Source organism: Deltaproteobacteria bacterium (genome assembly GCA_040223695.1).
Classification (GTDB): domain Bacteria; phylum Desulfobacterota_D; class UBA1144; order Nemesobacterales; family UBA2774; genus JAVKFU01.
Genome location: JAVKFU010000006.1, coordinates 96,349 through 122,843, shown reverse-complemented (window position 1 = coordinate 122,843; position 26,495 = coordinate 96,349). Strand labels below are relative to the sequence as shown.

Annotated in this window: 25 protein-coding genes and 1 riboswitch; of the genes, 20 read left to right on the top strand and 5 right to left on the bottom strand. The window is 50.8% G+C overall.

Going from position 1 to position 26,495, the window contains the following annotated elements; translation table 11 throughout:
- The coding region (locus RIG61_00795; protein ID MEQ9617695.1) for a PQQ-dependent sugar dehydrogenase at positions 1-1,351 on the bottom strand (1,351 nt) is incomplete at its 3' end.
- A 79-nt stretch (positions 1,352-1,430) separates the two neighbouring features.
- A riboswitch (cyclic di-GMP riboswitch) is annotated at positions 1,431-1,519 on the bottom strand.
- Between the two features lie 190 nt (positions 1,520-1,709).
- Here RIG61_00795 and RIG61_00790 point away from each other — a divergent pair.
- The 7 genes from RIG61_00790 (at position 1,710) to RIG61_00760 (ending at position 7,609) form a co-directional block, all read left to right on the top strand.
- Positions 1,710-2,711, top strand: a complete 1,002-nt coding sequence (locus RIG61_00790; protein ID MEQ9617694.1) for a YhdH/YhfP family quinone oxidoreductase — start codon at positions 1,710-1,712, stop codon at positions 2,709-2,711.
- A gap of 311 nt (positions 2,712-3,022) precedes the next feature.
- Positions 3,023-4,450, top strand: a complete 1,428-nt coding sequence (locus tag RIG61_00785) for an ammonium transporter (protein ID MEQ9617693.1) — start codon at positions 3,023-3,025, stop codon at positions 4,448-4,450.
- A 144-nt stretch (positions 4,451-4,594) separates the two neighbouring features.
- A complete protein-coding gene (gene arfB, locus RIG61_00780; protein ID MEQ9617692.1) occupies positions 4,595-5,020 on the top strand; it encodes an alternative ribosome rescue aminoacyl-tRNA hydrolase ArfB in 426 nt (141 codons plus the stop codon).
- A 100-nt stretch (positions 5,021-5,120) separates the two neighbouring features.
- On the top strand, positions 5,121-5,342 hold the full coding sequence (locus RIG61_00775) for a hypothetical protein (GenBank protein ID MEQ9617691.1): 222 nt from the start codon (positions 5,121-5,123) through the stop codon (positions 5,340-5,342).
- 69 nt (positions 5,343-5,411) lie between these two features.
- The gene (locus RIG61_00770) at positions 5,412-6,323 is read left to right on the top strand and encodes a hypothetical protein (GenBank protein ID MEQ9617690.1); all 912 of its coding nucleotides are present in this window, start codon (positions 5,412-5,414) and stop codon (positions 6,321-6,323) included.
- A gap of 59 nt (positions 6,324-6,382) precedes the next feature.
- Positions 6,383-6,811, top strand: coding sequence for a Holliday junction resolvase RuvX (ruvX, locus tag RIG61_00765; protein ID MEQ9617689.1), 429 nt, complete (start codon positions 6,383-6,385; stop codon positions 6,809-6,811).
- Between the two features lie 6 nt (positions 6,812-6,817).
- Entirely contained in the window at positions 6,818-7,609 is a 792-nt protein-coding gene (locus RIG61_00760) for an alpha/beta fold hydrolase (protein MEQ9617688.1), read from the top strand.
- Positions 7,610-7,611: 2 nt separating this feature from the next.
- Here the strand turns inward: RIG61_00760 and RIG61_00755 are convergent, their stop codons facing one another.
- Complete coding sequence (locus tag RIG61_00755; GenBank protein MEQ9617687.1) at positions 7,612-8,376, bottom strand: LON peptidase substrate-binding domain-containing protein; 765 nt, start codon at positions 8,374-8,376, stop codon at positions 7,612-7,614.
- Positions 8,377-8,532: 156 nt separating this feature from the next.
- Here RIG61_00755 and trxA point away from each other — a divergent pair, with 156 nt between their 5' ends.
- The 7 genes from trxA (at position 8,533) to nadA (ending at position 16,492) form a co-directional block, all read left to right on the top strand.
- Positions 8,533-8,874, top strand: a complete 342-nt coding sequence (gene trxA / locus RIG61_00750; GenBank protein ID MEQ9617686.1) for a thioredoxin — start codon at positions 8,533-8,535, stop codon at positions 8,872-8,874.
- 177 nt (positions 8,875-9,051) lie between these two features.
- Positions 9,052-9,612 (top strand): cob(I)yrinic acid a,c-diamide adenosyltransferase, encoded by a 561-nt coding sequence (locus RIG61_00745; GenBank protein ID MEQ9617685.1) that lies wholly within the window; start codon positions 9,052-9,054, stop codon positions 9,610-9,612.
- Positions 9,609-10,259 carry an O-methyltransferase gene (locus RIG61_00740; GenBank protein MEQ9617684.1) on the top strand — a complete coding sequence of 217 codons (651 nt, stop codon included), beginning with the start codon at positions 9,609-9,611 and terminating at the stop codon, positions 10,257-10,259. The genes RIG61_00745 and RIG61_00740 overlap by 4 nt, the downstream gene beginning before the upstream one ends.
- Positions 10,260-10,313: 54 nt before the next feature.
- A complete protein-coding gene (gene glnD / locus RIG61_00735) occupies positions 10,314-12,962 on the top strand; it encodes a [protein-PII] uridylyltransferase (GenBank protein MEQ9617683.1) in 2,649 nt (882 codons plus the stop codon).
- A gap of 40 nt (positions 12,963-13,002) precedes the next feature.
- On the top strand, positions 13,003-14,604 hold the full coding sequence (nadB, locus tag RIG61_00730; GenBank protein ID MEQ9617682.1) for an L-aspartate oxidase: 1,602 nt from the start codon (positions 13,003-13,005) through the stop codon (positions 14,602-14,604).
- A gap of 49 nt (positions 14,605-14,653) precedes the next feature.
- Complete coding sequence (nadC, locus tag RIG61_00725) at positions 14,654-15,499, top strand: carboxylating nicotinate-nucleotide diphosphorylase (protein ID MEQ9617681.1); 846 nt, start codon at positions 14,654-14,656, stop codon at positions 15,497-15,499.
- A 36-nt stretch (positions 15,500-15,535) separates the two neighbouring features.
- Positions 15,536-16,492 carry a quinolinate synthase NadA gene (gene nadA / locus RIG61_00720; GenBank protein MEQ9617680.1) on the top strand — a complete coding sequence of 319 codons (957 nt, stop codon included), beginning with the start codon at positions 15,536-15,538 and terminating at the stop codon, positions 16,490-16,492.
- Here the strand turns inward: nadA and ggt are convergent.
- Positions 16,489-18,249: a gamma-glutamyltransferase gene (gene ggt, locus RIG61_00715; GenBank protein ID MEQ9617679.1), complete on the bottom strand. Its 1,761-nt coding sequence runs from the start codon at positions 18,247-18,249 to the stop codon at positions 16,489-16,491. The two genes, nadA and ggt, sit on opposite strands and share 4 nt — an antisense overlap.
- Before the next feature lie 126 nt (positions 18,250-18,375).
- The gene (gene rho, locus RIG61_00710; GenBank protein ID MEQ9617678.1) at positions 18,376-19,689 is read right to left on the bottom strand and encodes a transcription termination factor Rho; all 1,314 of its coding nucleotides are present in this window, start codon (positions 19,687-19,689) and stop codon (positions 18,376-18,378) included.
- 295 nt (positions 19,690-19,984) lie between these two features.
- Between rho and RIG61_00705 the strand changes: the two genes are divergently transcribed.
- The 5 genes from RIG61_00705 (at position 19,985) to ruvB (ending at position 24,043) form a co-directional block, all read left to right on the top strand.
- Positions 19,985-20,965: a hypothetical protein gene (locus RIG61_00705; GenBank protein MEQ9617677.1), complete on the top strand. Its 981-nt coding sequence runs from the start codon at positions 19,985-19,987 to the stop codon at positions 20,963-20,965.
- 108 nt (positions 20,966-21,073) lie between these two features.
- Positions 21,074-21,823 carry a YebC/PmpR family DNA-binding transcriptional regulator gene (locus tag RIG61_00700; GenBank protein ID MEQ9617676.1) on the top strand — a complete coding sequence of 250 codons (750 nt, stop codon included), beginning with the start codon at positions 21,074-21,076 and terminating at the stop codon, positions 21,821-21,823.
- Positions 21,824-22,369, top strand: a complete 546-nt coding sequence (ruvC, locus tag RIG61_00695; protein ID MEQ9617675.1) for a crossover junction endodeoxyribonuclease RuvC — start codon at positions 21,824-21,826, stop codon at positions 22,367-22,369.
- Positions 22,353-22,940, top strand: a complete 588-nt coding sequence (ruvA, locus tag RIG61_00690; protein ID MEQ9617674.1) for a Holliday junction branch migration protein RuvA — start codon at positions 22,353-22,355, stop codon at positions 22,938-22,940. The genes ruvC and ruvA overlap by 17 nt, the downstream gene beginning before the upstream one ends.
- 80 nt (positions 22,941-23,020) lie before the next feature.
- Positions 23,021-24,043 (top strand): Holliday junction branch migration DNA helicase RuvB, encoded by a 1,023-nt coding sequence (gene ruvB, locus RIG61_00685; GenBank protein MEQ9617673.1) that lies wholly within the window; start codon positions 23,021-23,023, stop codon positions 24,041-24,043.
- A 988-nt stretch (positions 24,044-25,031) separates the two neighbouring features.
- Here the strand turns inward: ruvB and RIG61_00680 are convergent.
- Complete coding sequence (locus RIG61_00680; GenBank protein MEQ9617672.1) at positions 25,032-25,484, bottom strand: hypothetical protein; 453 nt, start codon at positions 25,482-25,484, stop codon at positions 25,032-25,034.
- Between the two features lie 249 nt (positions 25,485-25,733).
- Between RIG61_00680 and tolQ the strand changes: the two genes are divergently transcribed.
- A complete protein-coding gene (gene tolQ, locus RIG61_00675; protein ID MEQ9617671.1) occupies positions 25,734-26,492 on the top strand; it encodes a protein TolQ in 759 nt (252 codons plus the stop codon).
- Positions 26,493-26,495: the final 3 nt, after the last annotated feature.

The following is a 26,495-nucleotide window of genomic DNA, read 5'->3' as shown; positions in this document are numbered from 1 at the left end:
GACCGCTGCATGCCCCGCTCCTTATGCTCGTTGTGCCGTCTCTGGTAGAGAAGACGAAATTTACCCTGGCCCCCCTGGGAGCGTTTGTTACGGTTACCGTGTTGACGGTACCCGGCTGGTTCGGGTCAAAACCGCTCAGAGGCGGGTCTCCGCCCGGCACCGGTGTGGGGGCGGGTGTAGGAGGAGTATCAATTTTTTCAATGATTTTAAATATTTCCCCGTCTCTATCGACTATGTAGATTTCCCCGCTATCGTCTTCCCCGAATGACGTGACGTTGTTTATAGCGCCGCCGGCCTGGGGTTGAAGCTCCTGGGTTCTCTCCTGAAATTGAGTAATATTATTTCCCTCCCATACGAAAGACCATATCCGGCCCGTACAGAAATCTGCGAAGAAATATGTCCCGTCGAGCTCGGGAATCGCCGGACCCCGGTACGCGTAACCCCCTGTGACGGAGCAGTTTCCGCCCGCGTGGGTGTAGTCGTGCACGGGCGGTGTCAGATCTCCGGAATTACATATACAGTCCGGAAGCCCCGTGCATGATAATCCCTCCATGCATCTCCATCCGTAGTTCTCGCCCCCGGTGCTGTCTCCGGCCTGTCTGTTCACCTCTTCTCTTGCCCCCTGTCCCACGTCGGCAATATAGAGATCGCCGTTTAAGCGGTCAAAGCTGAATCTCCAGGGGTTCCTGAGTCCGAGCGCCCATATGGAGTCGAGCACGCCGGGGTCCCCTATAAAGGGATTGTCCGCGGGCGCCGAGAAGCCTCCTCCGTCCCCGACGTTCATTCTGAGGATCTTGCCGAGCGCTTCCCCTTTGTCCTGCGCCCTGTTTCCGGGGTCGTTCCCCGAGCCCCCGTCTCCAGTTCCTATATAGAGGTGGCCGTCGTTCGGGCTGAATGCGAGCATCCCTCCGTTATGATTGCCGAAGGGCTGCGTCAGGATCGTCAATATCGTCTCGCTGCCGGGGTCGGCAATGTCCGGGTTTCCGGACACCCTGTAGCGCGCAATTACCGTATTCCCCGAGTTGTTCGTATAGTTCACATAAAAATATCCGTTATTCGAATAATTCGGATGGAACGCGAGTCCGAGAAGTCCCTGCTCGCCTCCGCTTCCCGCTTTAGAGCCTATATCCAGAAACGGTATGGCGAGCACTGCGCCGTTCTTGATTATCTTAATCCGCGCCGTATTCTGCTCGACCACGAACAGACGCGCGGAGTCCCCGGTAGGGGATGTAACGTAAAGAGGGTCGGAGAAGCCCTCTCCGATCTTTTCAGTCGTAATCTCCAGCCCGGATGCGCTATAAGCAATAAAAATGGAGAATATAGTAGGCAGCAGAATCCTGATTTTGTTCACTTTATTTAACCCCCGCGTAGAAGTCTTTGAGTCCGAGGGCAAATAGAGGCCGGAAGGATAAAACAGCATCGTCCCTTTTTTCGGCAGCCGGCCAGCCCTGGGCGCGCCCGCGCCTTTAGGTCTTCGGCTTTGCGTCCCATCTTTTCACATGGTTTGCCTTTTCGGACCGGGACTATTAATCTGTCCTTCCAAAGATTATCACTGCCGGCCGGTTTAATCAACATGGATTTAGAGGCGGTTAAGCCCATGTATATTTTTCTGGCCTGTTTGCTCTTGACGAATATTTAGTCATATTGTTAGTAGGAATTTTATATCGGAAATATATGAGTCATCGAATAAGTAAAATCGGAGGAGTCGTATGAGTGACAAAAAGTTCAGGGCATTGGTGGTGGAAGAAACGGATGAAAATAAATTCTCAAGGACTATTAAAGAGAGGTTAATAGATGAGCTTCCCGGAGGGGACGTTTTAATAAGGGTGCATTACTCTTCCCTCAATTATAAAGACGCCCTTTCCGCGTCGGGTAATAGAGGGGTCACCAAAAATTATCCGCATACCCCCGGCGTCGATGCATCGGGAGTGGTTGAGGAGAGCTCTGCCGGTGATCTGAATCCGGGCGACCGGGTCATAGTCACGGGTTTTGACCTCGGGGCGAATACCTCGGGCGGATACGGCGAGTACATAAGGGTGCCCGCCGGGTGGGTGGTACGGCTTCCCCAAGGACTTTCCCTGAAGGAAAGTATGGTTTTCGGCACGGCCGGATTTACCGCCGCCCTCTCCGTATACAAAATGGAGCAGTTCGGTGTTGTGCCTGCCACGGGAGAGGTCCTCGTCACCGGCGCTACAGGGGGAGTGGGAAGCGTCGCGACCGGAATTCTCGCAAGAGCCGGATATCACGTGGTTGCCGCAACAGGGAAGACTGAGCAGAAACAGTTCCTCCTCGATCTCGGCGTCAAGGAAGTAATAAGCAGGGAAGACGCAAAGGATGATTCAGGAAGGCCCATGCTCAAGGGAAGATGGGCGGGTGTGGTCGATACTGTAGGGGGCGAAATCCTCGCTACCGCGATCAAATCCGCAAAACACGGCGGAGTGGTTACGTGCTGCGGAAACGTGGCTTCAGCGGATCTCCCGATAAACGTCTATCCTTTCATCTTGAGAGGTGTGTCTCTCGTAGGGATTGATTCCGCTTACTGCCCGATGGAAATCCGTCAAAAGGTATGGGACAAGATTGCCGATCTCTGGAAATTCCATAAACTCGATACGCTGACCAAAGAGATTTCCCTCGAAGAGCTCGAGCCTGAGGTTGAGCTTATACTTCAGGGCAAACAGAAGGGAAGGGTGGTCGTTAACCTGGAGAAGTAGATATCACGAACCCTCCGCGCCCGGTTACTTCTTTTATTCCAACTGCGTGTGGATTGATAATCTCCCGCGTTAAATCAAGCACACAATCGGATTAATCCTTCCGTTTTACAGTCATATAACTCCGTTCCTCCCGGTAGGTTGAATAAATCCCGGGTTTGGAATATAATAGGCCGAATAATGCAGTGAACCCGGTATGATGCGGATAATAAAAGGGTTATGTGGCTGCGCTCGAATGACTGCATGCATCAAGTCGTAACCGTTTTTCCACATTATTGCCCACGATCTCACCGCATGAGAAGGGAGGATTTCAAATGCGTACGACTAATTCCGCGGTCAGAACGATTGTTCTATTTTTGCCATTTTTCCTGTTTCTATTATTTCTGCTGGTTCCCGAACGGTCATTCTCGGAAGAGCCTCTTGAATATACACCCGAGTCGGCTGAAACAGTCGTGCCCGAAATAGACACCGGCGACACAGCCTGGATGCTCACCTCCACCTTGCTCGTATTGATGATGACTATTCCTGGTCTTTTTCTCTTTTACGGCGGGCTTGTAAGGGCTAAAAACGCCCTCGGCACTATAATGCACAGCTTCATAATAGTCGCCCTTGTATCAATACAATGGATTTTGATCGGATACACACTTGCTTTCGGGCCCGATGTCTCGGGTATAATCGGCAACCTGGACTGGCTGGGACTAAACGGAGTCGGACCTGCTCCCTTCGAGGGATATGCGTCAACGATTCCTCATTACGTGTTTATGGCGTTTCAAATGACTTTTGCCGTCATAACAGTCGCGCTTATAACGGGCGCGTTCGCCGAGCGCATAAAGTTCAGCACATTTATTGTTTTCGTTCTCCTCTGGACAACATTTATCTATGATCCCATAGCCCACTGGGTTTGGGGCGGCGGATGGATAGGAGCTATGGGCGCGCTCGACTTTGCCGGTGGTACAGTAGTGCACATCAGCTCGGGCGCGGCGGCGCTTGCGGCAGCGCTCCTCTTCGGCAAAAGAAGGGGGTACGGACGGGAACCCATGCCTCCCCACTTCCTGCCGTTCAGTGTTATAGGGGCCTCTCTCCTGTGGGTGGGATGGTTCGGTTTTAACGCCGGGAGCTCCTTGGCGGCCGACGGCCTTGCTTCCCTGGCTTTTGTAACCACTAATACCGCAACCGCGGCGGCGGTCCTGGGCTGGGTGTTTACCGAATGGATCGTAAGGGGCAAGCCTACCGTACTTGGCGCGGCCACGGGGGCTGTTGCGGGGCTTGTCGCGATAACGCCCGCTGCCGGATTCGTAAGCCCCATGTCGGCAATCCTGATCGGGTTCGTAGCGGGATTCCTCTGCTTCAATGCGGTCAATCTGAAGCCCAGACTTGGCTACGATGACTCTCTCGACGTTGTAGGAGTGCACGGTATCGGAGGCACCTGGGGCGCCCTTGCCACGGGTTTATTCGCTACTACGACTGTAAACGCGGGTGGTGGAAACGGCCTTTTCTTCGGTGATTCTCACCAGTTTGTAGTCCAGCTTATAAGCGTTGTCGTTACATGGGTATTCGCGTTTGCCGGCACCGCTGTGATAATTGTCGTTCTCAAGGCGGTCATGGGTCTCAGGGTTTCGGAAGAACAGGAAGCGGACGGTCTCGACCTCGGAGAGCACGGAGAGGTCGCCTATACGGGTTTTCAGATGGTTCACGGTTTTGGTAAAACCGAAGGCAGCGCCGGCAGCTATGAAGAGGAGTAGGTTCAGCGGTCCTGATTTATATTGGATAACCCGTTTCGGTGAACGGATTCAATTTTCGTGGAGCTGAGCCGTTGCCTGAGAAAGCGGATGAAACTCTGCGGGGCTCCCCTTGAATAAACTGTATTCTGGGCATAGATTCTTAATATGATAAGAATTACGCCCCGTATATCCCTGGACGAGAGTGAAATCCGGATGGATTTTGTCCGCTCTTCCGGCCCCGGGGGTCAGAACGTCAACAAACTCGCTACCGCCGCGCAGCTCAGGTTCGATATTAAAAATTCACCGAACCTGCCCGATGATGTCCGCGAGCGTCTTATTCAGATAGCCGGGAATAAAGTCACCCGGAGCGGAGTGCTCATTATAGAGGCATCGAGGTTCAGGACACAGGAAACTAATCGCAATGATGCCGTGAACCGTTTGACAGAGCTTATTCGAAGGGCCGCCAAAAAACCCGCCCTAAGACGGAAAACCAGGCCTACGCTCAAGTCGCAGAGGCAACGGCTCGAGACAAAAAGGCAGAAGGGCAAGGTCAAAGAATTGCGAAAATCCGTAAAACAAACCGAAGAGTAATCATATTCATGTGGCTAATTTGATTTCCCTATGTCTGGATGCTGCCCTTGGCTGTTGATAAGGCGGGGTAAACTGTTAGAATAATTCCGGCTAAATACTTATGAGTGATGCTGAAACAGAGCGGATGAAGTGCCGCTGCGGATATACCAGAGAACATCCCTGGATAGTTCCCAAGCCCAGTTATTCGGTGTGGGGCTGGATTTTGGTCGGAACCGGGATAAGCCACCCTCCGAGAGAGGTAAGGTTCGAATGTGATAAATGCGGCGAGGTGTTCGAAAGGATTACAGACCGCACGCTGCTCAAGCAGCATCGTTATCGTTAATATTTACCGCATCAAATTAAATTTGAAATTCAATGATGCTATCCCCCTGCCTATGGAACGGGATGACACATGCGAAAACACCTTATAAGCCTCATTCCGGTCCTGCTCATTTTTTTACTTCTTTCCTCGTGCAAAACCAGATGCTTTACCGCATCCCCCGAGGAGCTTGAGATTATAGGTGAATTGATTTTTATAAACGAGGGCGGGGGAAAAGAGAAGAATCTTACAGTCTGGAACGAGGGCGAAGAGTTCGCGTCTTTAGGGATCGGGCATTTTCTATGGTATCCCAGGGGCAGGGAGTATCGCTTTCAGGAAACATTTCCTTCGTTGTTTGAATTTTTGAAGTCCGAAGGCGCAAGCACCCCCTCGTGGATGGAGGAGCTTCCGTCATTCGATCTCCCGTGGAATAGCCGCGAGGAGTTCTATCGGGACTTCAGTTCACCCGAAATGAAATCCCTGAGGAAATTTCTACTCGATACGATTCCGCTGCAGTCATTATTTATAGCCGACCGCCTGGAGGATAGTCTTCCCCGCATGCTCAGAGCGGCGCCTGCGGAGTCCCGGGGCAATATAAAAAAGCAGTTCTATCGTGTTGCAAACTCCCCTATGGGGCTCTATGTACTGATGGACTATGTCAATTTCAAGGGAGAGGGAATCAGCGAGAGCGAGCGTTACAACGGACAAGGGTGGGGGCTCCTTCAGGTTCTGGACAATATGAAAGGGGAGGAAGAGGGCCTTCCGGCTTTGCGGGAATTCGCCGAGTCGGCTGAAATGGTTCTCGAGAGGCGCGTCGCAAATTCCCCGCCCGAAAGGAACGAGAAGAGATGGATTCCCGGCTGGAGGAACAGATTAAAGACCTACGTGCCCGGTAATTTCAGCGCATACGCAAAAGCCGAAAGTTCTGAATCTAACGAAGGCGAATCGAATCCTATCCGATTAATCAAGGAAATCTACCGCCGTCTGGTTTGTAAATTTCGTTAACGCACGGAAATTAGGGTTATTGTGATTATCATATCAACTGTTCTTCGGGTGTATTAATTATGCGCACGCTTGCCCTTGACGTGGGGACAAAAACGATAGGAGTGGCCGTGAGCGACGAGCTAGGCATCACCGCCAGCGGCGTTACGACTATCAAAAGGAAGAGTTTTGAGTACGATAAGAGAGAGCTCGCCCGGCTGATAGAGAGGTACAGCCCCTCCGAAATTCTAGTCGGCATCCCCTACAGGAGCGACGGAACGGTCGGTAAAAGGGGCGAGGGTATATTAAAGTTCGCCGGGAAAATAAAGGAGGCCTTTCACCTCCCGGTTGTGTACTGGGACGAGAGCTTCTCAACCGCGGGAGCCGAGCGGTTTCTGATTCACGCCGACCTTGGCAGAAAGAAGAGAAAGAAGGTGATAGACAAGATGGCGGCCGTATATATACTCGCCGAGTATCTGGAGTCAAAGAGGACAGTCAGAGAGGAGAATTGAGGACCTATGCCCAGAGTAAGCGTAAACGGTGTAAATATATACTATGAGACGCACGGCCGGGGCTACCCGGTGGTGCTCATAGGCGGACTGGGAAGCCAGATAGAAAGCTGGGCCACGCAGGTCCCGATTTACTCGGAGCATTTCAAAGTAGTTGTCTTCGACAACCGGGGAGCCGGAAGGTCGGATAAGCCTGAGCCCGGATATACAACACGGGATATGGCGGATGACGCCGCTTCTCTCATGAGCGAGCTCGGGATCGATACTGCGCATATAGTCGGAAAGTCGATGGGGGGAATGATAGGGCAGTGGCTTGCAATTAATCATCCGGCCCGGGTGAACAAGCTCGTAATGGGCTGCTCTTCGGCGTCGAGGGACGAAGTGGGGGATGAGATACTCAGAATGGGCAGAGAAATCGCGACCAAAATAGGGACGAAAGCAGTCTGGCTTATGGCGCTCTATCTCGGTTATTCAAGAGAGTACATCGAAAACAACATCGGTAACATCAAAAAGACAATGGCATCGCTCCCGGAGAGCCCGGAAGCTCTTCAGGGCTATCTGGGACAGAGTTACGCTTGCGAGAGTCATAATACGACCGATTCGCTACATAAAATAAGCTCCCCGGCGCTCGTAATGCTCGGGGGAGCGGACCTGATAGCGTCGCCACGGCGCTCCCGCTTGCTGTCCGAGCAGATTCCTGACTCCAAACTCAAGGTTTTCGAGGGTGCGGGACACGGATTCTGGAGAGAAAGGCAGGAAGAAGTGGACAGGCTTGTACTTGAATTTCTGCTCGGCGATTGACTCTAATTGAGATTTCGCTTATCTATAATCTTGTTTCTCTTCTTGGATGTGACGGATACAATATCGAGCCTCGTCTGGAGATATTTAATAATCGCCTCGGCTCTTTTCTCTATGCTCGGCTCTTCCAGAAGCATCTGTTTATCAAAAATATTTGAAGAGATAAGCGTGGCAAGGGCGTCTGTCAGGCTGTCCAGGGGCAGTTTCGTATTTATATTAATCCTGTGGGATTTCTGCTCCTCGTCGAGTACAAAGTTCCATTTGGTGACAAGTTTCTCTATCCGTTCCCTGTAGGCCTCATCGCCCGCGCTGTGCAGGTTCTCCATTATGCTTACATTGGCCAGCCGGTACGGTTTATCCTGAACTATTTTCTCTATTTTAACCCTTTTCAATCCGTAAAGAACAATATTCATCCTTCCGTCCTTGAACATTTCCGAGCTTACTACCCTTCCCATACCCGCAACATCGAATACTTCGGGGTTGCCGTAGTAGTTCGATTCCCAGCCCGGTTTCAGGAGAGCCATGCCGATTATTTTTTCCGATTCCATAACATCGTGTACCATTTGTTGATATCTCGGCTCGAATATGTGAAGCGGCAAAAGGGTGTTAGGGAAAAATACAACCGTCGATAGCGGAAATAGAGGAATCGTACCGGAGAAGCTTTTCAGATTGTATACGTCTTTCAGGTCCAGTGATGACAAGTCCATAATTTTCAACTGCCCGATTTTTAGAATCCAGAAAATAAGTATAGCATACTCGACGGGCTTCATTCTCGGGCTCCGGTTACGCGAAGGGCGGCAAATTCTCACAGCAATATGTGGTTTCTGCATTAAACAATAGGCTAATCCGGGTAACCGGCTCTGAATCCTTTTTCATCTATTTATATCTAAACCAACAATCAGCTAATAAAAGCAGGAGGCCGAACGATGAGCAAAACCACGCTGGTAACAGACGATAATTTTGAAAAAGAGGTCATTAATTCCGAAGTCCCCGTTCTACTCGACTTCTGGGCTGAATGGTGCGGCCCTTGCCGCGCTATAGCGCCCGTTCTCGAGGAGATAGCCGGGGAATACGAGGACAAATTGAAAATAGCTAAGCTGAATGTGGATGAAAATCCCAAAACCACCCAGGCGTACGGGATCAGAAGCATTCCGACGATGATTATATTCAAGCAAGGAAAACCTCGAAATGTCATCACGGGGGCCCTCCCGAAGGGGCAAATCGTGGATGCGATTGACGGAACGCTGGAGGACAGAGTAGCAGTCTGAATCCCCTCCGCTTAATTTCTGTACGGGACAATTTCAAATTAATCTCTCCATACCGTTAGCATGGGATTGTCCCGTTCCCGGCTCCGGAAGATTTTATCTGTTTCATTTTAAAACAACCCCGCCCTGATTTGAACGCATCTGTTTGAACCGCATTTCCCATTCGGTTAGAATTTCAGCATGTCCAAAAAGAGAATAACAAGGGTATATACCAAGACCGGGGACGAGGGCCTGACGTCTCTTGTGGGCGGCACCAGAGTGAGCAAAGCGTCTCCGAGGGTGGAGGCGTACGGCGATGTTGACGAGCTCAACGCGGTCCTGGGAATTGCCCGCACTCATGCAAAAAGCGAATCGATCAAAAATACCGTAGAAACCATTCAGAACGATCTATTCATAATCGGCGCCGAGCTTGCGAGTCCTCCGGATCTGGAAGTTCCCAGAATCGGCGGGGACCGGATAAAAGAAATAGAATCCGAGATCGACAAATTCCTTGAGGAACTGGAGCCTTTAAAAGAATTCATCCTGCCGAGCGGCAGTACCGGCGGATCCTTTCTCCATTTCGCGCGGACCGTAGCAAGAAGGTCCGAGCGGAAGATAGTTAAGCTTATGAAGCAGGAAGAGGTCGGCAAGAACGTGCTGATATATATTAACAGGCTGTCCGACCTGCTGTTTGTGATGGCCCGGATTGAGAACAAGGAAAGTAAATACGCCGAAACATTTGTGGAGTTCCGAAAAAAGTGAAGCAGTCCTCCGAGACAGATAGTTATATAGTAAACCCCGAGATCGAGGATTATCTGTCAAGCCTTACTCCCGTCGAAGACGCTATTTTAAAAGAGATGGAGCTCTATGCGGGGAATAACGATTTCCCCATCGTGGGACCGCTCGTAGGAAGGTTTCTCTCACAGATTGCGCTTATGACAGGGGCCAAAAAGGTCCTTGAGCTGGGGTCGGGTTTCGGATATTCCGCGTACTGGTTTGCCGGATCGGTCGGGGAGGGCGGATCGGTGGTCTTTACGGAATTATCCCCCGGGAACTCAAGACTCGCGGAGGACTATTTGACCAGAGCCGGGGTCAGGGACAGAGTGAGGATAATAACGGGGAACGCGCTTGATGTTCTGGACAGCGCTCAGGATGAATTCGATATTATCTTCAACGATATAGACAAGGAATATTATCCTGAGGTTGTGGATAAGGCTTACGCGAAATTAAGGAAGGGAGGTCTCCTGATCACCGATAACGTACTCTGGTTCGGACGCGTCGTGAGCGGCGATAATTCCCCCAGCACCGAAGGGGTCAGGGAATTCACCCGTTTGCTGCTGTCGCGGGAGGGTTTTTTCACCACGATAATTCCTATAAGAGACGGCGTGTCGCTCAGCCTGAAATTATGAATTTTTGCCGCGTGCCATTACAATATAGCTGTAATATATGGATAGAGAAAATAAATGAGTAAACCTGCTGATATAATTGTTGAAACGGAAGACACGAGCCGTGATTTGAAGGAAAGGCTTACCCGGAAAGAGGCCGAGCTGGAGGAATACCATAAAAATAAAGCCAAGCGCAACAGGGCTTTGTCGGGGAGCCTCCTTGCAAAAAAGAGGTCGGATATTGTCGATAAGCTCATCAGACAGGCGCTCGCTCAGCAGGGTTTGAACAATCTCAAGAATGTATCCGTGGTGGCGCTCGGCGGTTACGGCAGAAACGAGCTTTGCCCCTATTCCGATGTGGATTTGATGTTTTTATACAAGCCCCGGAATAAAACCCAGGCCAAAGAGGCAACCGAAAAACTTCTATACCTTCTGTGGGACTTAAACCTCGACGTCGGTCATTCCCTGAGAACCATAGACGAGTGCATGGAGCTTTCAGAGGATGAAGACACTACTGTTCTAACTTCGCTTCTCGACGGCAGGTACGTTTTCGGCGATAGAGAGTTGTGCGAGGATTTGAATACGAAAATCTTCAGTCAGCTCCTCCCTGCTATTTCCCACAAGTTCATTCAGAGCAAGGTAAAGGAAAATGAACAAAGGCTCAACAGATTCGGAAGGTCGGTGTACCTTCTGGAGCCTAATGTTAAAGAGGGAGAAGGCGGACTAAGAGACATACACTATGCCCTGTGGATAGCACAGGCAAAGTTCAAGGTGAAGACGTTTTCGGAGCTCCTACCCAAAGGAATATTGATTGAAAAGGAGATAAGGATCTTCGAGAAAGCCCTTAATTTTCTCCTCCTGATACGCTCGGAGCTTCATTATCTGGCTGGCAGAAGAGAGGACAGGCTCGGATTCGAGTTTCAGAAAAAGGTCGCGGAATTTCTCGGATTTAAGGACGCGGAATTGCCCGCGGTAGAACGGTTCATGAGGATATACTATCTGAGAGCCAATGAATTAAGAGAGCAGTCCAGAAGGCTTATAGACAAATGCGTTACGGATCATAAGTCCGGAATCCGCTCTTCGAAGAAGATCGTTCTGGATAACGGATTTATCATACACGGGGGAGTGCTTTCGGTCTCCAACGTAAACATCTTTAAGGAAAACCCCGCAAACCTCATGAGGGCTTTTGAGTATGCCGACAAACATCAGGTCAGGATGAGCACTTACCTGCTTGACCTCATCCGGGACAACCTGAGCTTTACGGCAATGGACGAAAAGTTAAGGAGAAACCCAGAGCTCAATGCATCATTTCTGAGACTGCTCAAGAAGGGAAAAAATGTCGCCGACACGCTGTTCGAAATGAACCGGCTTCGTTTTCTGGGGAATTACATACCGGAGTTCGGAAAGATAGTATGCATGGTTCAGCACGACGCGTATCACGTTTACACCGTTGACGTTCATTCGATATTCATGGTGAGGGAGATAGAGAATCTTCTCAATTACAAATACGATAAGGATCTCCCGCTCCTTACGAAAACTGCGGAATCTCTTATGAACAGGCACGTGTTGTATCTCGCGTGTCTGTTTCACGATATGGGAAAAGGAGAGGGTAAGGGCCATGCCGAGAAAGGAGCGGCCATGATACCCAGGATCGCCAGAAGAATGGGTCTCTCGAAGGATGAGATCGAGCAGCTCCAGTTCCTCGTAAAGAACCACCTTCTCATGTCCCATTTTTCTCAGAGAAGGGATATCCATGATCACAGCCTGATAGTGAGATTCGCGAAGCAGGTAAAAAATCTGGAGACCCTCAGTCTCCTGTATCTGCTTACTTTCGCCGATATTAAATCCGTCGGCCCGGATGTCTGGACCAACTGGAAAGGGATGCTTCTGAAAGAGCTTTTTATAAGAACCGCAAGAGTGCTCGAAAGGGGAACGTACAGGAAAGAGGACCCGTTGGCGAGGCAGAAAAGAATGACCGAAGAGGTCGTTAAAATGCTCGACAGGAAGATTTCGAGAAGAAATGTGAGAAAGATACTCAAGACAATGCCCGAGTCTTATTTCTCAAGTTTCTCCCCCCGTAAGATCGCCTACCATATGGGACTCGTGGATAAATCTAAAGACGGCGTCGGAATGGATGTGCTTTATCATACCGACGATGAATTCGATGAGTTTACTTTCTGGGGCTTCGATGAGCCGGGTATATTTTCCAAGCTGTGCGGCGTGATAAGGGCAACCGGCCTCAACGTGCTGGGAGCTCGAATCACGACCAGGAACGACGGAAGAATCCTGGACGTATTTTATGTGAACAAATTCGGCAAATCGGTGAAGGAGGGGGACGAGATTTGGGATAAGCTGGGCAAAAATATGCGTCAGGTGCTTATAGGCAAGATGGATGTTGAGAAGATTGTTGCGAAAAGAAAGCTGGACAAGCCCATTTACGGCAAGGCGATTCCGCAGTACCCTGCGCGGATCATGGTAGATAATGAATCCTCGGATCTGGCTACCGTTGTAGATGTATATACCCACGACAGGTCCGGGCTTTTATACGATATTACGAAGACGCTGAGGAATCTGGAGCTTTCGATTGAGTACGCCAAGATTTCGACAAAGGTCGATCAGGTAGTGGACGCGTTTTACGTCGTGGATTCGAGCGGAAAGAAAATAACGGACCCTGAAAAGATTGAAGATATAAAGAACGCGCTGATGGAATCGATTGCTGCCGGTTAAGTGCTGTGAAATGATAAAATCTCTTAGTTCAGAGTATTGAATGAGCAATTCGGAAGCGGGCGCTCCGGAACCCGCGGAAATACATTCTGATTTTCTAATTATTGGCAGCGGACTGGCAGGGTTATATGCCGCTCTTTACGCTTCTAATTTCGGCGACGTCGTCATACTCACCAAATCCACCGTTGAGGAGAGCAATTCTTTCTGGGCCCAGGGCGGGATAGCCGCCGCTGTCGATCCCGAGGATTCCGCCTGGTTTCATATAGAGGATACGCTTAGAGCGGGCAGGGGGCTCAATAATACAGAGGCGGTTCAGGTTCTGGTTAACGAGGGCAGGGACTTGGTTATGGACCTGATAGATCTGGGTATGAAGTTCGATTCCGGAGAGAGGGGACTTGAGCTCGGCCTTGAGGGAGGGCATACGAAAAGACGGGTGCTTCACGCGGGCGGCAGCTCTACCGGCAGGGAGATGGTCACGTTTCTTATCGCCGCTGTAGAGGATAACCCGTCTATAAAAAAGTATGAGAGCACGGGCGTAGTCGAGCTTATTACGGGTGAGGCGGGATGCTGCGGCGCTTTGGCCCTCGGGAGGGATTTCGAGCCGCTGGCCTTTATATCCAGGTCCGTCATACTCGCTACAGGGGGCGCTTCGGCTCTCTATGAGCGTACAACCAATCCCGGAGGGTCCACCGGCGAGGGTATCGCTCTTGCATATCAGGCAGGGGCGGAAATCACCGACATGGAGTTCGTCCAGTTTCATCCTACCGCATTCTATAACGAGCACGGCGCGAGTTTTCTCATCACGGAGGCCGTACGGGGTGAAGGCGCCTATCTTCTGGACGCCTCCGGGCACAGGTTTATGAAGCAATACAGCGAGCTCGGCGAGCTTGCCCCCCGGGACATAGTCTCACGCGCCATATCCGTCGAGGTGGACAAATCTAAAGAAGACTGTGTTTATCTGGATATGAGGCACCTCGACTCCGGATTCGTAAAAACCCGGTTTCGCAACATTTACGAGCTATGTCTTAACTACAATATTGATATAACGAAGAATTTGATACCGGTGGCTCCCGCGGCCCACTACACCATAGGCGGAGTCAGAACCGGGCTCCTCGGACAAACGAATATAAAGGGCCTCTTTGCCTGCGGCGAGGTCGCATGCGCGGGTGTGCACGGAGCAAACAGGCTTGCTAGCAACTCCCTTCTCGAATGTGTCGTTTTTGCCAAACGCGCTGTTGACGGAGCTCTCGAATCGTCGGGTGGAGAATTATTCCGGTTTAATAGTAAGGTCGATCTCCCGCAATTCGATATATCGAGAGCACAGGAGAGCTTGTTTACGGAATTCAAAACGGCGTGCTGCAGAATAATGAACAGATGTGTCGGTATCGTGAGGAGCCGGGAGGGCCTGTCTCAGGCTGAAGAGGAGTTGAAAAGTCTCTACGCGTATTCTGAAAAGTTTTCCGGTTACTACAGATTGAAATTGAACATGATTCTGGAGGTTTCATCTATGATCACTCGATTTTCTCTAATCAGGGAGGAATCGAGGGGGGTGCATATCAGGCAGGATTACCCGGCGGAAGACCCGCGCTGGAGAAAACATATCGTAATGAAAAAGGGGGAAGAGCCGGAGACCGTTCCGGTTTAATTTCCCCATGTTGATTACAAATAAATTCGCCGAGGCAATTTTATAAGAGATGAAAAGACCGGAGCTTGACTGGAAGAATACAGACCGGATAATCGAGAACGCCCTCGATGAGGATTTAGGAAAGGGCGATATCACAACCGATGCTGTATGCTCGGAGCGAGACAATTGCCGCGCGGTTCTCCGGGCCAAGCAAAAAGGCGTGATCGCGGGTCTTCCCGTGGCCGAAAGGGTATTTCAAAGATTGGATCCGGAGATTGTTTGCGTGCACAATTTGAAGGACGGCGACACGGCTAGGCCGGGAGAAGTGCTCTCGGAAATAAGCGGCTCCACAAGAGCTGTGCTCTCCGGCGAGCGTCTGGCTCTCAATATTCTTCAGAGACTCTCCGGTATAGCTACGCTTACTTCCAGATACGTAAAAGCGGTGGAAGGGCTTCAGGTAAAGATACTCGATACGAGGAAGACGGCGCCCGGTCTCAGGGTGCTCGATAAATATGCTGTGTCGGCGGGCGGGGGCCATAATCACCGCTTCGGATTATATGACGGCATAATGATAAAGGACAATCATATCAGGATGGCGGGAAGCATAAGAAGGGCTGTCGAGATCGTACGTAAAAAGTACAGGCGAAAATATAAGATAGAGGTAGAGACATCGAATCTCGATGAAGTCAGGGAGGCCCTTTCGGCAGGGGCGGATATAATAATGCTCGATAACATGACAACTGAACAAATGAAGACCGCTGTCGGCATAATTTCCGGGAACGCTCTTGTCGAAGCCTCGGGAGGTATTAAATTTAGGAATGTGAGGGAAGTGGCGGGTACGGGCGTCGATTTTATCTCCGTAGGGTCGTTGACCCACTCCGCTCCTGCTTTAGATATAGGCCTCTATATGGTATAATAACTTTTTTAATGTTCAGAGGGAGTTGAGGACAGAATGAAAGAACAAATCAGGGTTGAGGAAGAGATAAAAAGGCTGAAAAAAGAAAAAAATGCGGTCATACTCGCGCACAACTACCAGTTGCCGGAAGTACAGGACATAGCTGATTTTACCGGTGATTCCCTTTCGCTCTCGCAAATGGCCGCGGATACCGAGGCTGATATCATAGTATTTTGCGGCGTTCATTTTATGGCGGAAACCGCGTCCATTATCTCCCCTCATAAAAAGGTCTTGATTCCTGATCTCAAAGCGGGCTGCTCGCTCGCTGATACGATCAATGCGGACCAGCTCAGGGAGTGGAAAGAAGAGCATCCCGGCGCGGTAGTGGTTTCATACGTGAATACCAGTGCCGAAGTCAAGGCGGAGAGCGATTACTGCTGTACGTCATCCAATGCCGTTAAAGTAGTGAGCTCCGTGCCCGAGAATAAAGAGATACTGTTCCTTCCGGATATGTTTCTCGGCGCATACGCGGCCAAGGTGACGGGCAGGAAAATACACGTCTGGCCCGGAGAGTGCCACGTGCACGCGGGAATCAGGATGCAGGACATTGAGGAAATGGAGCATGAGCATCCCGGCGCCGAAATGATCGTCCACCCCGAATGCGGCTGTACTACCAATCTCATGTATCAGGGCTTAAACGGCTCGCCTGGTAACGGAAACGGTCATATAAAATTTTTATCGACGGGCGGTATGATTAAGCGCGCCAAATCCTCCCCTGCTAAGGAATTCATAATAGCGACTGAAACCGGTATGCTCCACCCGCTAAGAAAGGCGAATCCCGATAAGGTTTTCCATCCGGCGAGGGAAAGCGCCGTATGCAAGTATATGAAAATGATAACGCTCGATAAAGTACTCAGGTCTCTCAAAGAAGAGGTCTTCGAAGTAAAGGTCCCGGAGCACACCGCTTCAAGGGCGAAAAAATCAATCGATAGAATGCTCGAGATTACGGTTTAATACCCTTCCGCGACGCCGCCGGGTCTCCTGGGGTCAGACGCTCCGTAAAGGAAGCCCCCGGCTCTCATTATACTCTGGGCGCTCCCCATCGTATTCCCCGTAATTATCTTATATCCCATCCGAGTTAGTAACTTTGCCGTGTCCCCGCTAAGCCCCTCCTCCGCTCTCAGCTCATCGGGCAGCCACTGGTGATGAACTCGCACGGCGTTTGTCGCCTGAGAGATGTTCATCCCGAAATCTATCACATTGGTCAATATCTGGAGCACAGTGGTTATGATAAGACTCCCGCCCGGGCTCCCGGTTACCAGGAAAGGCTTCCCGTCTTTTAGCACAATCGTAGGGGTCATCGAGCTGAGCATCCTTTTGCCGGGTTTAAGGGAGTTATATTCCCCGCCCGTAAGTCCGTATGCGTTCGGCGCCCCGGGTTTCATTGAAAAATCGTCCATCTCGTTGTTAAGGAGTATCCCCGTGCCTGTTGCCGCTATCTTCGATCCGTAGCCGAAATTGAGGGTGTACGTGTTGGACACTGCGTTTCCGTACCTGTCGATTACAGAGAAATGCGTCGTGTTTCTGCCCTCACGGGGATGCATCTCACCCGGGCTGATTTCCGCGCTCGGCGTTGCTCGTTCAAGGTCTATTCCGTCCCCGAGCTCCCGCGCGTAATCCTTCGAAACGAGCTTTGAGACGGGGACTTCGACGAAATCGGGGTCTCCCAGATGCTTCGAGCGGTCGGCGTAGGCGAGCTTCATGCTTTCGGCCATGACGTGAATGGTTTTTGCCGTGTTATGTCCCCATACGCCCAGGGGGAATTGCTCGAGTATGTTTAGGATTTGAATAAGATGTACTCCTCCGGAGCTCGGAGGGGGCATCGAGTATATCTCGTAACCCCGGTAGGTTTCGTAAACCGGCTTCCTGACAACGGCCTCATAAGAGCCGAGGTCGACCTCGGTTATAAGCCCTCCGCTCTCTTTCATGAATGAGGCGATTCTCTTTGCGATTTCGCCTTTGTAGAAAGCATCGGCCCCGTTTTCGGAAATCTCCTTAAGGCTCCGGGCGAGATTTTTTTGGATTAACGTCTCGCCAATGTTATAGGGCTCGCCCCCATCCTTGAAAAATACGGCCATGCTCTCCTCTGATGACTTCATGCGCTCCCGGGCCTGAACGAGAGATCTCCTGAGCTCTTCATTTACGGGAAAACCCTTCTCCGCAAGCTCGACCGCGGGCCGGACGGCACGCTCAAGTGAAATTGTGCCGTATTTTTGGAGTGCGAGCGTAAGTCCCGCCACCGTCCCCGGGACACCTGCGGCGAGAATGCTGTGCCGGGATTTCTCCTCGTCGATATTTCCTTTCTCGTCGAGATACATTTCCGCTCTTGCCGCCGCGGGAGCCCTTTCCCTGTAATCTACTGCGACTACCTCCTTCCTGTCTGCCAGGTATATGAGCATGAACCCGCCTCCTCCAAGGTTCCCGGCGCGCGGAAACGTAACTGCCAGCGTAAACCCGACTGTGACTGCCGCATCTACCGCGTTCCCCCCTTCTCTCAGTACCGCAAGCCCGGCTTCCGTGGCGTATCCCTCTTCAGATACGACCATCCCGTTCTTTGCTGCTACGGGGTGGAAACGGGCTTCCGGATTAAATGCCGGGCTTTGGTCTTCCGCTGCAAGTACGGGATGGGAAAGGAATATGAGGAATACCGAAAGGGTCAATATTAATTTAAAGCGCCCTGATAATATTCTTTCATGATATGGTTCTTTCATACTTCTCACTTAACGGAGTACCTATATCGCTCGATATGTAAATAGCGAAGCAATCCTGGCTCACTTATTTTGTGACTTACATTAAACGGTTTTGTCGGATAATTGAATAGCGGGCTTTGAAAGGACCTACTGATTCATCATATTGAGGAATTCTTTGTTGGACTTCGTGCCGCTCATCTTGTCCAGCAGGAACTCCATGGCTTCCACCGTGTTCATAGGGCTGAGCACCTTCCTCAGGAGCCATACCTTGTTCAGCACTTCCTCCGAAAGCAGAAGCTCTTCCTTCCTCGTCCCCGAGCGCTGCAGGTCAACCGCGGGGAATACCCTCTTGTCGGCGAGCCTCCTGTCGAGATAGGCCTCCATGTTGCCCGTCCCTTTGAACTCCTCGAATATTACTTCGTCCATACGGCTTCCGGTGTCTATAAGGGCGGTTGCGATTATCGTGAGGCTCCCGCCTTCTTCCGTGTTTCTCGCCGCGCCGAAAAACCTCTTCGGTCTCTGAAGTGCGTTCGCTTCCATACCGCCTGAGAGCACTCTTCCGCTCGCCGGGGTAACGGTGTTGCTGGCGCGGGCCAGACGGGTAAGGCTGTCCAGAAGGATAACTACATCCTTTCCGTGCTCGACAAGCCTCTTTGCCTTTTCTAAAACCATGTCGGCGACCTGGATGTGGCGCTGCGGCGGCTCATCGAACGTGGAGCTTACCACCTCACCGTTGACCGACCTGTCCATATCCGTTACTTCCTCCGGACGCTCGTCTATAAGAAGCACGATAAGCGCTATGTCCGGGTGGTTTTCGGTTATTGCGTTTGCTATTCTCTGCAGTAGTATGGTTTTACCTGTCCTGGGCGGGGCCACGATCAGTCCCCTCTGCCCCATCCCGATAGGAATGAAGAGGTCCAGGACCCTGCTGCAGAATTCGTTCCGATCGAACTCGAGCTTTATCTTTTCTTCAGGATGCAGCGGCACGCGGTTTTCGAATGCGACCCTTTCTCTGCACGCTTCGGGGGAGTCAAAATTTACCTCTTCTATTTTGAGGAGGGCCAGGTTTTTTTCTCCCTCCCTCGGGAGCCTTACCTGTCCGCCCACCGTGTCTCCCGTTTTCAGATTAAACGAGCGAATCTGGGATTTCGAGACATATATGTCATCGGGGCCCGGCAGGTAGCTGTATTTAGGAGATCTCAGAAAGCCGTATCCTTCCGAAAGGATTTCAAGCACTCCCTCCGCGAAAATTACCCCTTCCTTCTCGCTTTGAGCCTTTAAGATAGCATAGATGATGTCCTGCTTGGTCATGCGCGAGGTTTCATCAATGTCCAGCTCTCTGGCCATCTTCATTAATTCTACGCTCTTTCTGTTTCTTAGTTCATTCAGGTTAAGAAAGTGAGCTTCTTCGATAATTTCCTTCTCTTCGGGTTTTTCCCGTAATTTGGTTGCTCTAGCCATATCTTCCAAGTCCTTGACTCATTTTTTCAGGATTTTTAATGCAACGTCACTTCGCTAATTTGTGGAATTGAGTGTTAGTTCTCTTTGAGTTGCGAAAAGTATACTGACACACATATTATGCATGTTAAATAGATAATTTGTCAAGTGAGTTTTTTCGTGAATAATAAAAGTGTTTTTAATTCAGATTTTCCCGCTCGTCATTTAAACACGGTGTGCCGTTTGTGCTATACTGAAACCTTACATTGTAATTTATTTTTTGTAAACATATTAATAAAGGGTTAATGCCGAGGGAGCTATGAGACGAAAAATTGAGTTTATGATGTTATTTTATCTGTCGCTTTTTGCGGTTCATTACTGTGTAACCCCGGCATTCGCGGTCGGAGAACCTGTCGACGATTCGTTCGGAACGGGAGATGGTTCCAGTGCGGTTGTTCAAAAAAATAATGACCTAGACGGAGCGGAAGTAGCAATGGCGGGGCCGCCCCGATATACCGAAGCCGAGCTTACATCCGTCGGCGGAGAGATATTCATCAACCCGCAATATACCGGCAAGGTATCGTCCGTACGGACCATAGATCAAAACGGGCTGCTGGGACAGAAGATAGGGGTCGAGGTCAGGATTATGACGGATGGATGGAGAAAATTCAGTCTTCCTCAGGAGCTGTCCGGCTCATACGGAGTAATAGTTTCAGGCGAGGACGGTATATTAAAAATCTCCAGGCCTGACGATGAAAAAGGCCCTTCAGGCGCAGTGGGGTCCGTTCATGTTAATGTAGTGGAATTCGGCTCGCTCGGCAACACATTCACTTTCCCCGCACAGAATGTCCTTGAACCCAGCAAGTATGAAATAGGGATACTGAACTCCCGGGACAATTCCTTTATCAACGGCAGAATAATTGCCATGAAGTCGGATCAGCTTGCGGCTGAATTCGGGAATCTCCCTCCGGATATAGTGAATGAAGACGGGAATATGCGTGTCAGTCTCAAGAAACCCGACGGTACTTTTATTAACGCCGATTTGCCGGCCTGGGGTTATAACCTCCTGGTTCCGGAGACGGACGTGGGGACCCCGGCGCCCATAACGGCCGAGGTATTCGGCCTGCCAGATGATGCCGAAATAAGATTCGATTTCACTTCACTGTCCGGCCAGGTTATTGACCCGTCAACCAAAATTTTGACCGTTGGGGAGATAAACAAGGAGAGCACCGTATCTACGATTACCACAAAAGTAGGCGGAGCCCAGCCGCTTACGGTTCTCGTAAAGAGGGTCAGGTAATCGCCCGTTCCCCCCTATTGCCAATTATTCCCCAATGTTTTAGAATTTTTACATAGTATTTTTTGAGGAGAGAATAATATATACAATTAGTTGTGAGGTGAGGTTATTATGGCTGGACATTCAAAATGGGCTAATATAAAACACAGAAAGGCCGCCGTTGACGCGAAGAGGGGCAAGGTATTTACCAAGCTTATCCGCGAGCTCACCGTAGCTGCTAAACACGGCGGGGGCGACCCGGAGGCGAATCCGCGCCTCAGGACGGCGATATCCGCCGCTAAAGGCCAGAACATGCCCAATGACACCATTGACCGTGCTATCAAGCGGGGTACGGGTGAGATCGGGGGCGATGAGTTTCACGAGATTTCCTATGAGGGATACGGCCCGGGCGGAAGCGCGGTTCTGGTGCAGGCTCTGACAGATAACAAGAACCGGACGGTCTCCGACGTAAGGAGAATATTCACGAAGCACGGAGGCAGCCTGGGGGAAAACGGATGCGTCGCCTGGATCTTCGACATGAAGGGCAGAATCGCTTTTGAGGAGGATAAAGTCAGCGAAGACGAGGTATTCGAGATTGCGCTCGAGGCGGGGGCTGACGATGTCGTGACCGAGGACAGCGAGCTTGTAGTAATTACTCCTCCGGAAGCCTTTGAGCCCGTGAAGAGGGCTATTGAGCAAGCCGGTCTCAATTATGAATCCGCCGAGGTTACGATGATCCCGCAAAACAGCGTCAGGATCGAAGGCAAAGAAGCCGAGCATATGATCCGTCTCATGGAGGCGCTTGAGGAAAGCGACGATGTTCAGAACGTTTATTCCAATTTCGATGTGCCGGAGGAAGTCATAGAGAGCCTGGCGTCCTAAATGAGGGTAATCGGCATAGACCCCGGCACGAGGGTATGCGGTTACGGGGTTCTTGAGTTCCGTAACGGCGAGGTAACCCATATAGCGAGCGGGATCATTACACCCGCCTCCACCCTGCCTATCCCGGAGAGATTAAAAACCGTTTATGACAACATAGTCAAAGTAATACGGGAGCACTCACCCGATGTAATGTCGGTCGAGGACATCTTCTTTTCGAAAAATGTAAAGAGCGCAATCAAGCTGGGCGAGGCGAGGGGGGTGGCGCTGCTTGCGGCCTCAAGCGCGGGGATTTCGATTTATGAATATTCCCCCACAAAGGTCAAGCTCGCTCTCACCGGAAGAGGGAGGGCCAATAAAACTGAAGTCCAGAAGATGATATCCAGGATACTGGGCGTGTCCGAATTCGAAGCCGAGGACGCGTCCGACGCGGTAGCTATAGCCCTTTGCCATATAAATCTGTCCCGGATCGAGAAAAAGCTCGGAAGCGAGTTCGTGCAATCCCGGAGAAGGAGGAGGCGTTTCACCCTAGATGATCTCCCTTCTTAGAGGAAAAATTGCCGGGAAACAATTAGGCAGGGTCATACTCGATGTAGGGGGCGTGGGGTACGGAGTTACAGTCCCACTGTCCACCTATTACCGTCTTGGGGAGGCGGGCAGCGAAACGGAGCTGAAAATACATACACAAATGAAGGACAGCGGCATAGAGCTTTTCGGTTTCCTGACCGAGGAAGAGAAGGCCGTTTTTACCTTGCTGATAGGTGTCTCGGGAGTGGGACCTAAAGTGGCTACGAATATACTCTCGAACGTCTCGCCCGGCGAATTCGCTTCGGCAATCTCCTCGGGCGACCTCGCAAGGAGGAAAGTTCCCGGCATAGGCTCCAAGCTCGCCTCCAGGCTGACTACCGAGCTCAGGGACAAGGTCTCGAGCGTGCCGGTGTCCGACGAAGCCCGGAGGGAAGCAGGCCTTCTCGAGGACGTCATATCGGCCCTTTTAAACCTCGGCTACAAGAAGAACGAGATAGACGAGCATATATCCAAGATTGAAAGTATAACGGCGGGAGAAAACGACATCGAGACTTCGCTCAGAGAATCTTTGAAGCTGATGAAGAGGGTATGAGCCTGGCCCGTATTCGCAGATTCCGATAAAGATTCAGTTCGTATATACTAGAAACATCAATTATTTCAGGTTGTGAGGAAATGGCTGAGAGGATTTTAAGCCCGGGCGACACGGAAGAAGACCCGCTATTTGACGTTAACCTGAGACCGGAGCGTCTGACGGACTATCTCGGGCAGGAGAAGGTAAAGGAAAAGGTCGGTATTTTTATCGAGGCCGCCAGGAGAAGAAGAGAAGCGCTCGACCATGTGCTTCTCTACGGTCCGCCCGGTCTAGGAAAAACCACCCTCGCGCACATAATATCGAACGAGCTCGGCGTGAGCATATATTCCACTTCAGGCCCTGTCGTGGAGCGTGTCGGGGACCTCGCCTCGATACTTACGAATCTCGAAGACAGGGACGTACTGTTTATAGACGAGATACACCGTCTTAACCGCATAGTCGAGGAGTATCTTTATTCCGCGATGGAGGATTATAAGATTGACATCATGATCGGCGAAGGGCCCACCGCCAAGTCCATGAAAGTCTCCGTGAGCCGGTTTACGCTTGTCGGGGCGACGACGAGGACCGGTCTCCTGACATCCCCTCTGAGATCGAGGTTCGGAGTCGATCTCAGGCTCGATTACTACAAGCCCGAGGAGATAGAGGGCATAATTGAGCGCTCGTCCGGTATTCTGGGGGTCGAAATAACCCCTGACGGCATAGCCGGGCTTGCGTGCCGGGCCCGGGGGACCCCCCGTATCGCAAACAGGCTTCTCAAGAGGGTAAGGGACTTTGCCGAGGTCAGGGCGGACGGTGTAATCGACACGGATGTGGCCCACTCGGCGCTTGAGATGCTAGAGGTGGATATCCTCGGTCTCGACAATCTGGACAGGACAATACTCGAGACGATAATCGAAAAGTTCGGCGGAGGTCCCGTCGGGATAGATTCTCTTGCCGCCGCGGTAAGCGAGGATAAAGACACGATCGAGTATGTTTACGAGCCCTTTTTAATACGTCAGGGGCTCCTCGTAAAAACCCCCCGCGGAAGGACCGTTACCCCTTTTGCCTATGATCACCTGAATATCTCCCCGCCCCATATGAACAAAGGCCTCCTCGCCGAGTAAACTCAAATTAGCCCCCCTTGAACCCTGTCCTGAACCTTGTCCCGGACTACGATCCGGGATCGTTTCAGAATCTGTTCAGAATCTAATCTTTCAAAGACCAGCACATCCTGAAACCAGTCTAAAGAGCCAGCTCCAGGCACGCCCGGCAAAGCGGGATTCCTCCCCCCTTATAGGGGGGAGGTCAGGATGGGGGTGATCATAGCCCTCTCATCCTCAGCCTGTCGAAGGATGTCATTTTGACTAACAGGAGAAATCTAGTCCTTTCAGCTCTTTCCCTCCCGACATTCACAAACGATTTCGAACGTGCAACGAATTCGAGAAAGCAACAGTTCTGAGCGAGTGAAGAGCTGGTCGACCTTGGCTAAATGCAAGAATGTACTTGAACTTTGGACAAACTTTCTGAAAACGAAACATCCGGACACCTTGACCTCAGTGCAATATTGTTGGTGCTCTTGGCAATGTGTTGCGTAATCAAAACATTTTAGCGTTAACATGAGATTTTTAGCCTCATTCTATGCAGTCGGTGATTTTTGATTTTCTCCTCGTCTTTGCGAGGCTCCGAAGGAGCCGCGGCAGTCCCGCCTTTTTTCTTTAATTCCCTCCTTGGAAAAAGGAGGGTCGGGGAGGATTTGAAGTTCTTAGTCATTCTGAACTACGATTGCGAGCAAGCGCGCAATCGGACGCCCTCTCCTGACAACATGTCATTCTGAACTTGATTCAGAATCTAATCCTTTTAATCCCTTCTCCCTTAACGGGGAACAAACGCGATCTGGTGAGCGTTTGGACTCCTCTGAACTAATGCAGAAACTTAACTAGAGTCAAGTCAAGACGTTTCCAAATCAAAAATAGTTGGGAAGGGGGTGAATGCGTAACGCATTCACCCCCTAAGCCTTGTCTAATTCCGCTATTGTATGTATTTCCCTGAAATCGGTAATATGATGATAAACTCCTGGCATCATATCAGTACATTTAAGGAGATCGGCTGGGGTTACTTTTGTAAAGGTATCTCCCTTATAAACTCGTCCCAGTGCTCTTCGGTAATCATATCTATTTCATTCCTCGGAGCCTTGTATCCCCCCTCATCCGGGAAGAGCCTGCCGTAGACCTGGTCCCTCGTTTCGAGCCACTTGTCAATCGATTGATAGTTCTTGAATTTAACCACTGTCTTGTATGTCCAGAGCGGCTCAAGCGTGTGGACCCTTTGTGAATAGAGCCTGTATTCATCGACGATCACGCCCATCTTCTGCATTTCGCTCCAGAACGGATAGAGCTTTTCCCTGTAGATATTGAGAAACTTTTCCTTGTTCTCCGGTTTTACCACGTAAAAGCTCTCCTCGATAACTATCTGATACCTGTCCCCTTCCGCGTGTGCGGTCAGGGCCGCGAGCGTCATTACTATGGCCGCTCCCGGAATCAAATACAGTTTCATAATACCCGCCATTGAATGTCCCTCCTGTGCGTGCTCGGTATAATTTCCCCTCTTTTACATGACGACTATCATACATTTTGAGCCGAAAATCAAATCGACTTTTCATCCTGCCGGGATGTATTGATAATATTATTTGATTTTGGTATTCAGGTATGGAAAACTTTAATTGGAATCTGAAGTGCATCTCAAACGTATCTATAAGTCAAAGGCATTGATTTTTCATTCAAACCCTAAATCCGAGTTATCAGCAGGTTGGCACAGATGACAAACTGGATCTACTTCTTGATAGAGACGCAGGCCGGGACCGGAGGCGGTGAGATCAGAGTATTGAATCTGATAACCGATGCGGGTCCTGTCGTAAAGGCCGTGCTCTTGCTGCTTCTCCTGATGTCCCTTGTCTCGTGGACAATTATATTCTCAAAGGCGTTTATGCTGAGGAGAGCGACAAGAAAATCCGAAAAATTCCTTGAGCTCTACAATGCCAGCGGCAATTTCGGCAATCTCTACTCCTCGACAAAACACATCGGCGGCCCCATTGCGGAGGTTTTCCGGGCGGGTTATACGGAGATACTGAAGCTGAGAAGGTCAAGCGGCGCATCAAAGGGCTCTGAGGCCAAGACGAATCCCGAGGTTATAGCTACGGAGCTCGGCGTCGTGGAGCTTGTCGAGAGGGCGCTCAAGAGGACGATGGCGTCCGAGACTTCCAAGCTCGAGGGCTCCCTGATATTCCTTGCGACGACCGGCAGCGCGGCCCCCTTTATAGGTCTTTTCGGAACCGTTTGGGGCATAATGACCTCATTTATAGGTCTCGCGGGCAGTGAAGGCGTCCCCACTCTCCAGGCTGTGGCTCCGGGTATTGCGGAGGCGCTTGTCGCAACTGCGATAGGCCTTGCGGCCGCTATCCCCGCCGTTATAGCCTATAACTATTTTGTAAGCAGGGTCAAAAGAATAGACATTGAAATGGAGAATTTTTCCTCGGAGTTCCTGAACATCGTGGACAGGTATATTAAGAAGGTTTAGACA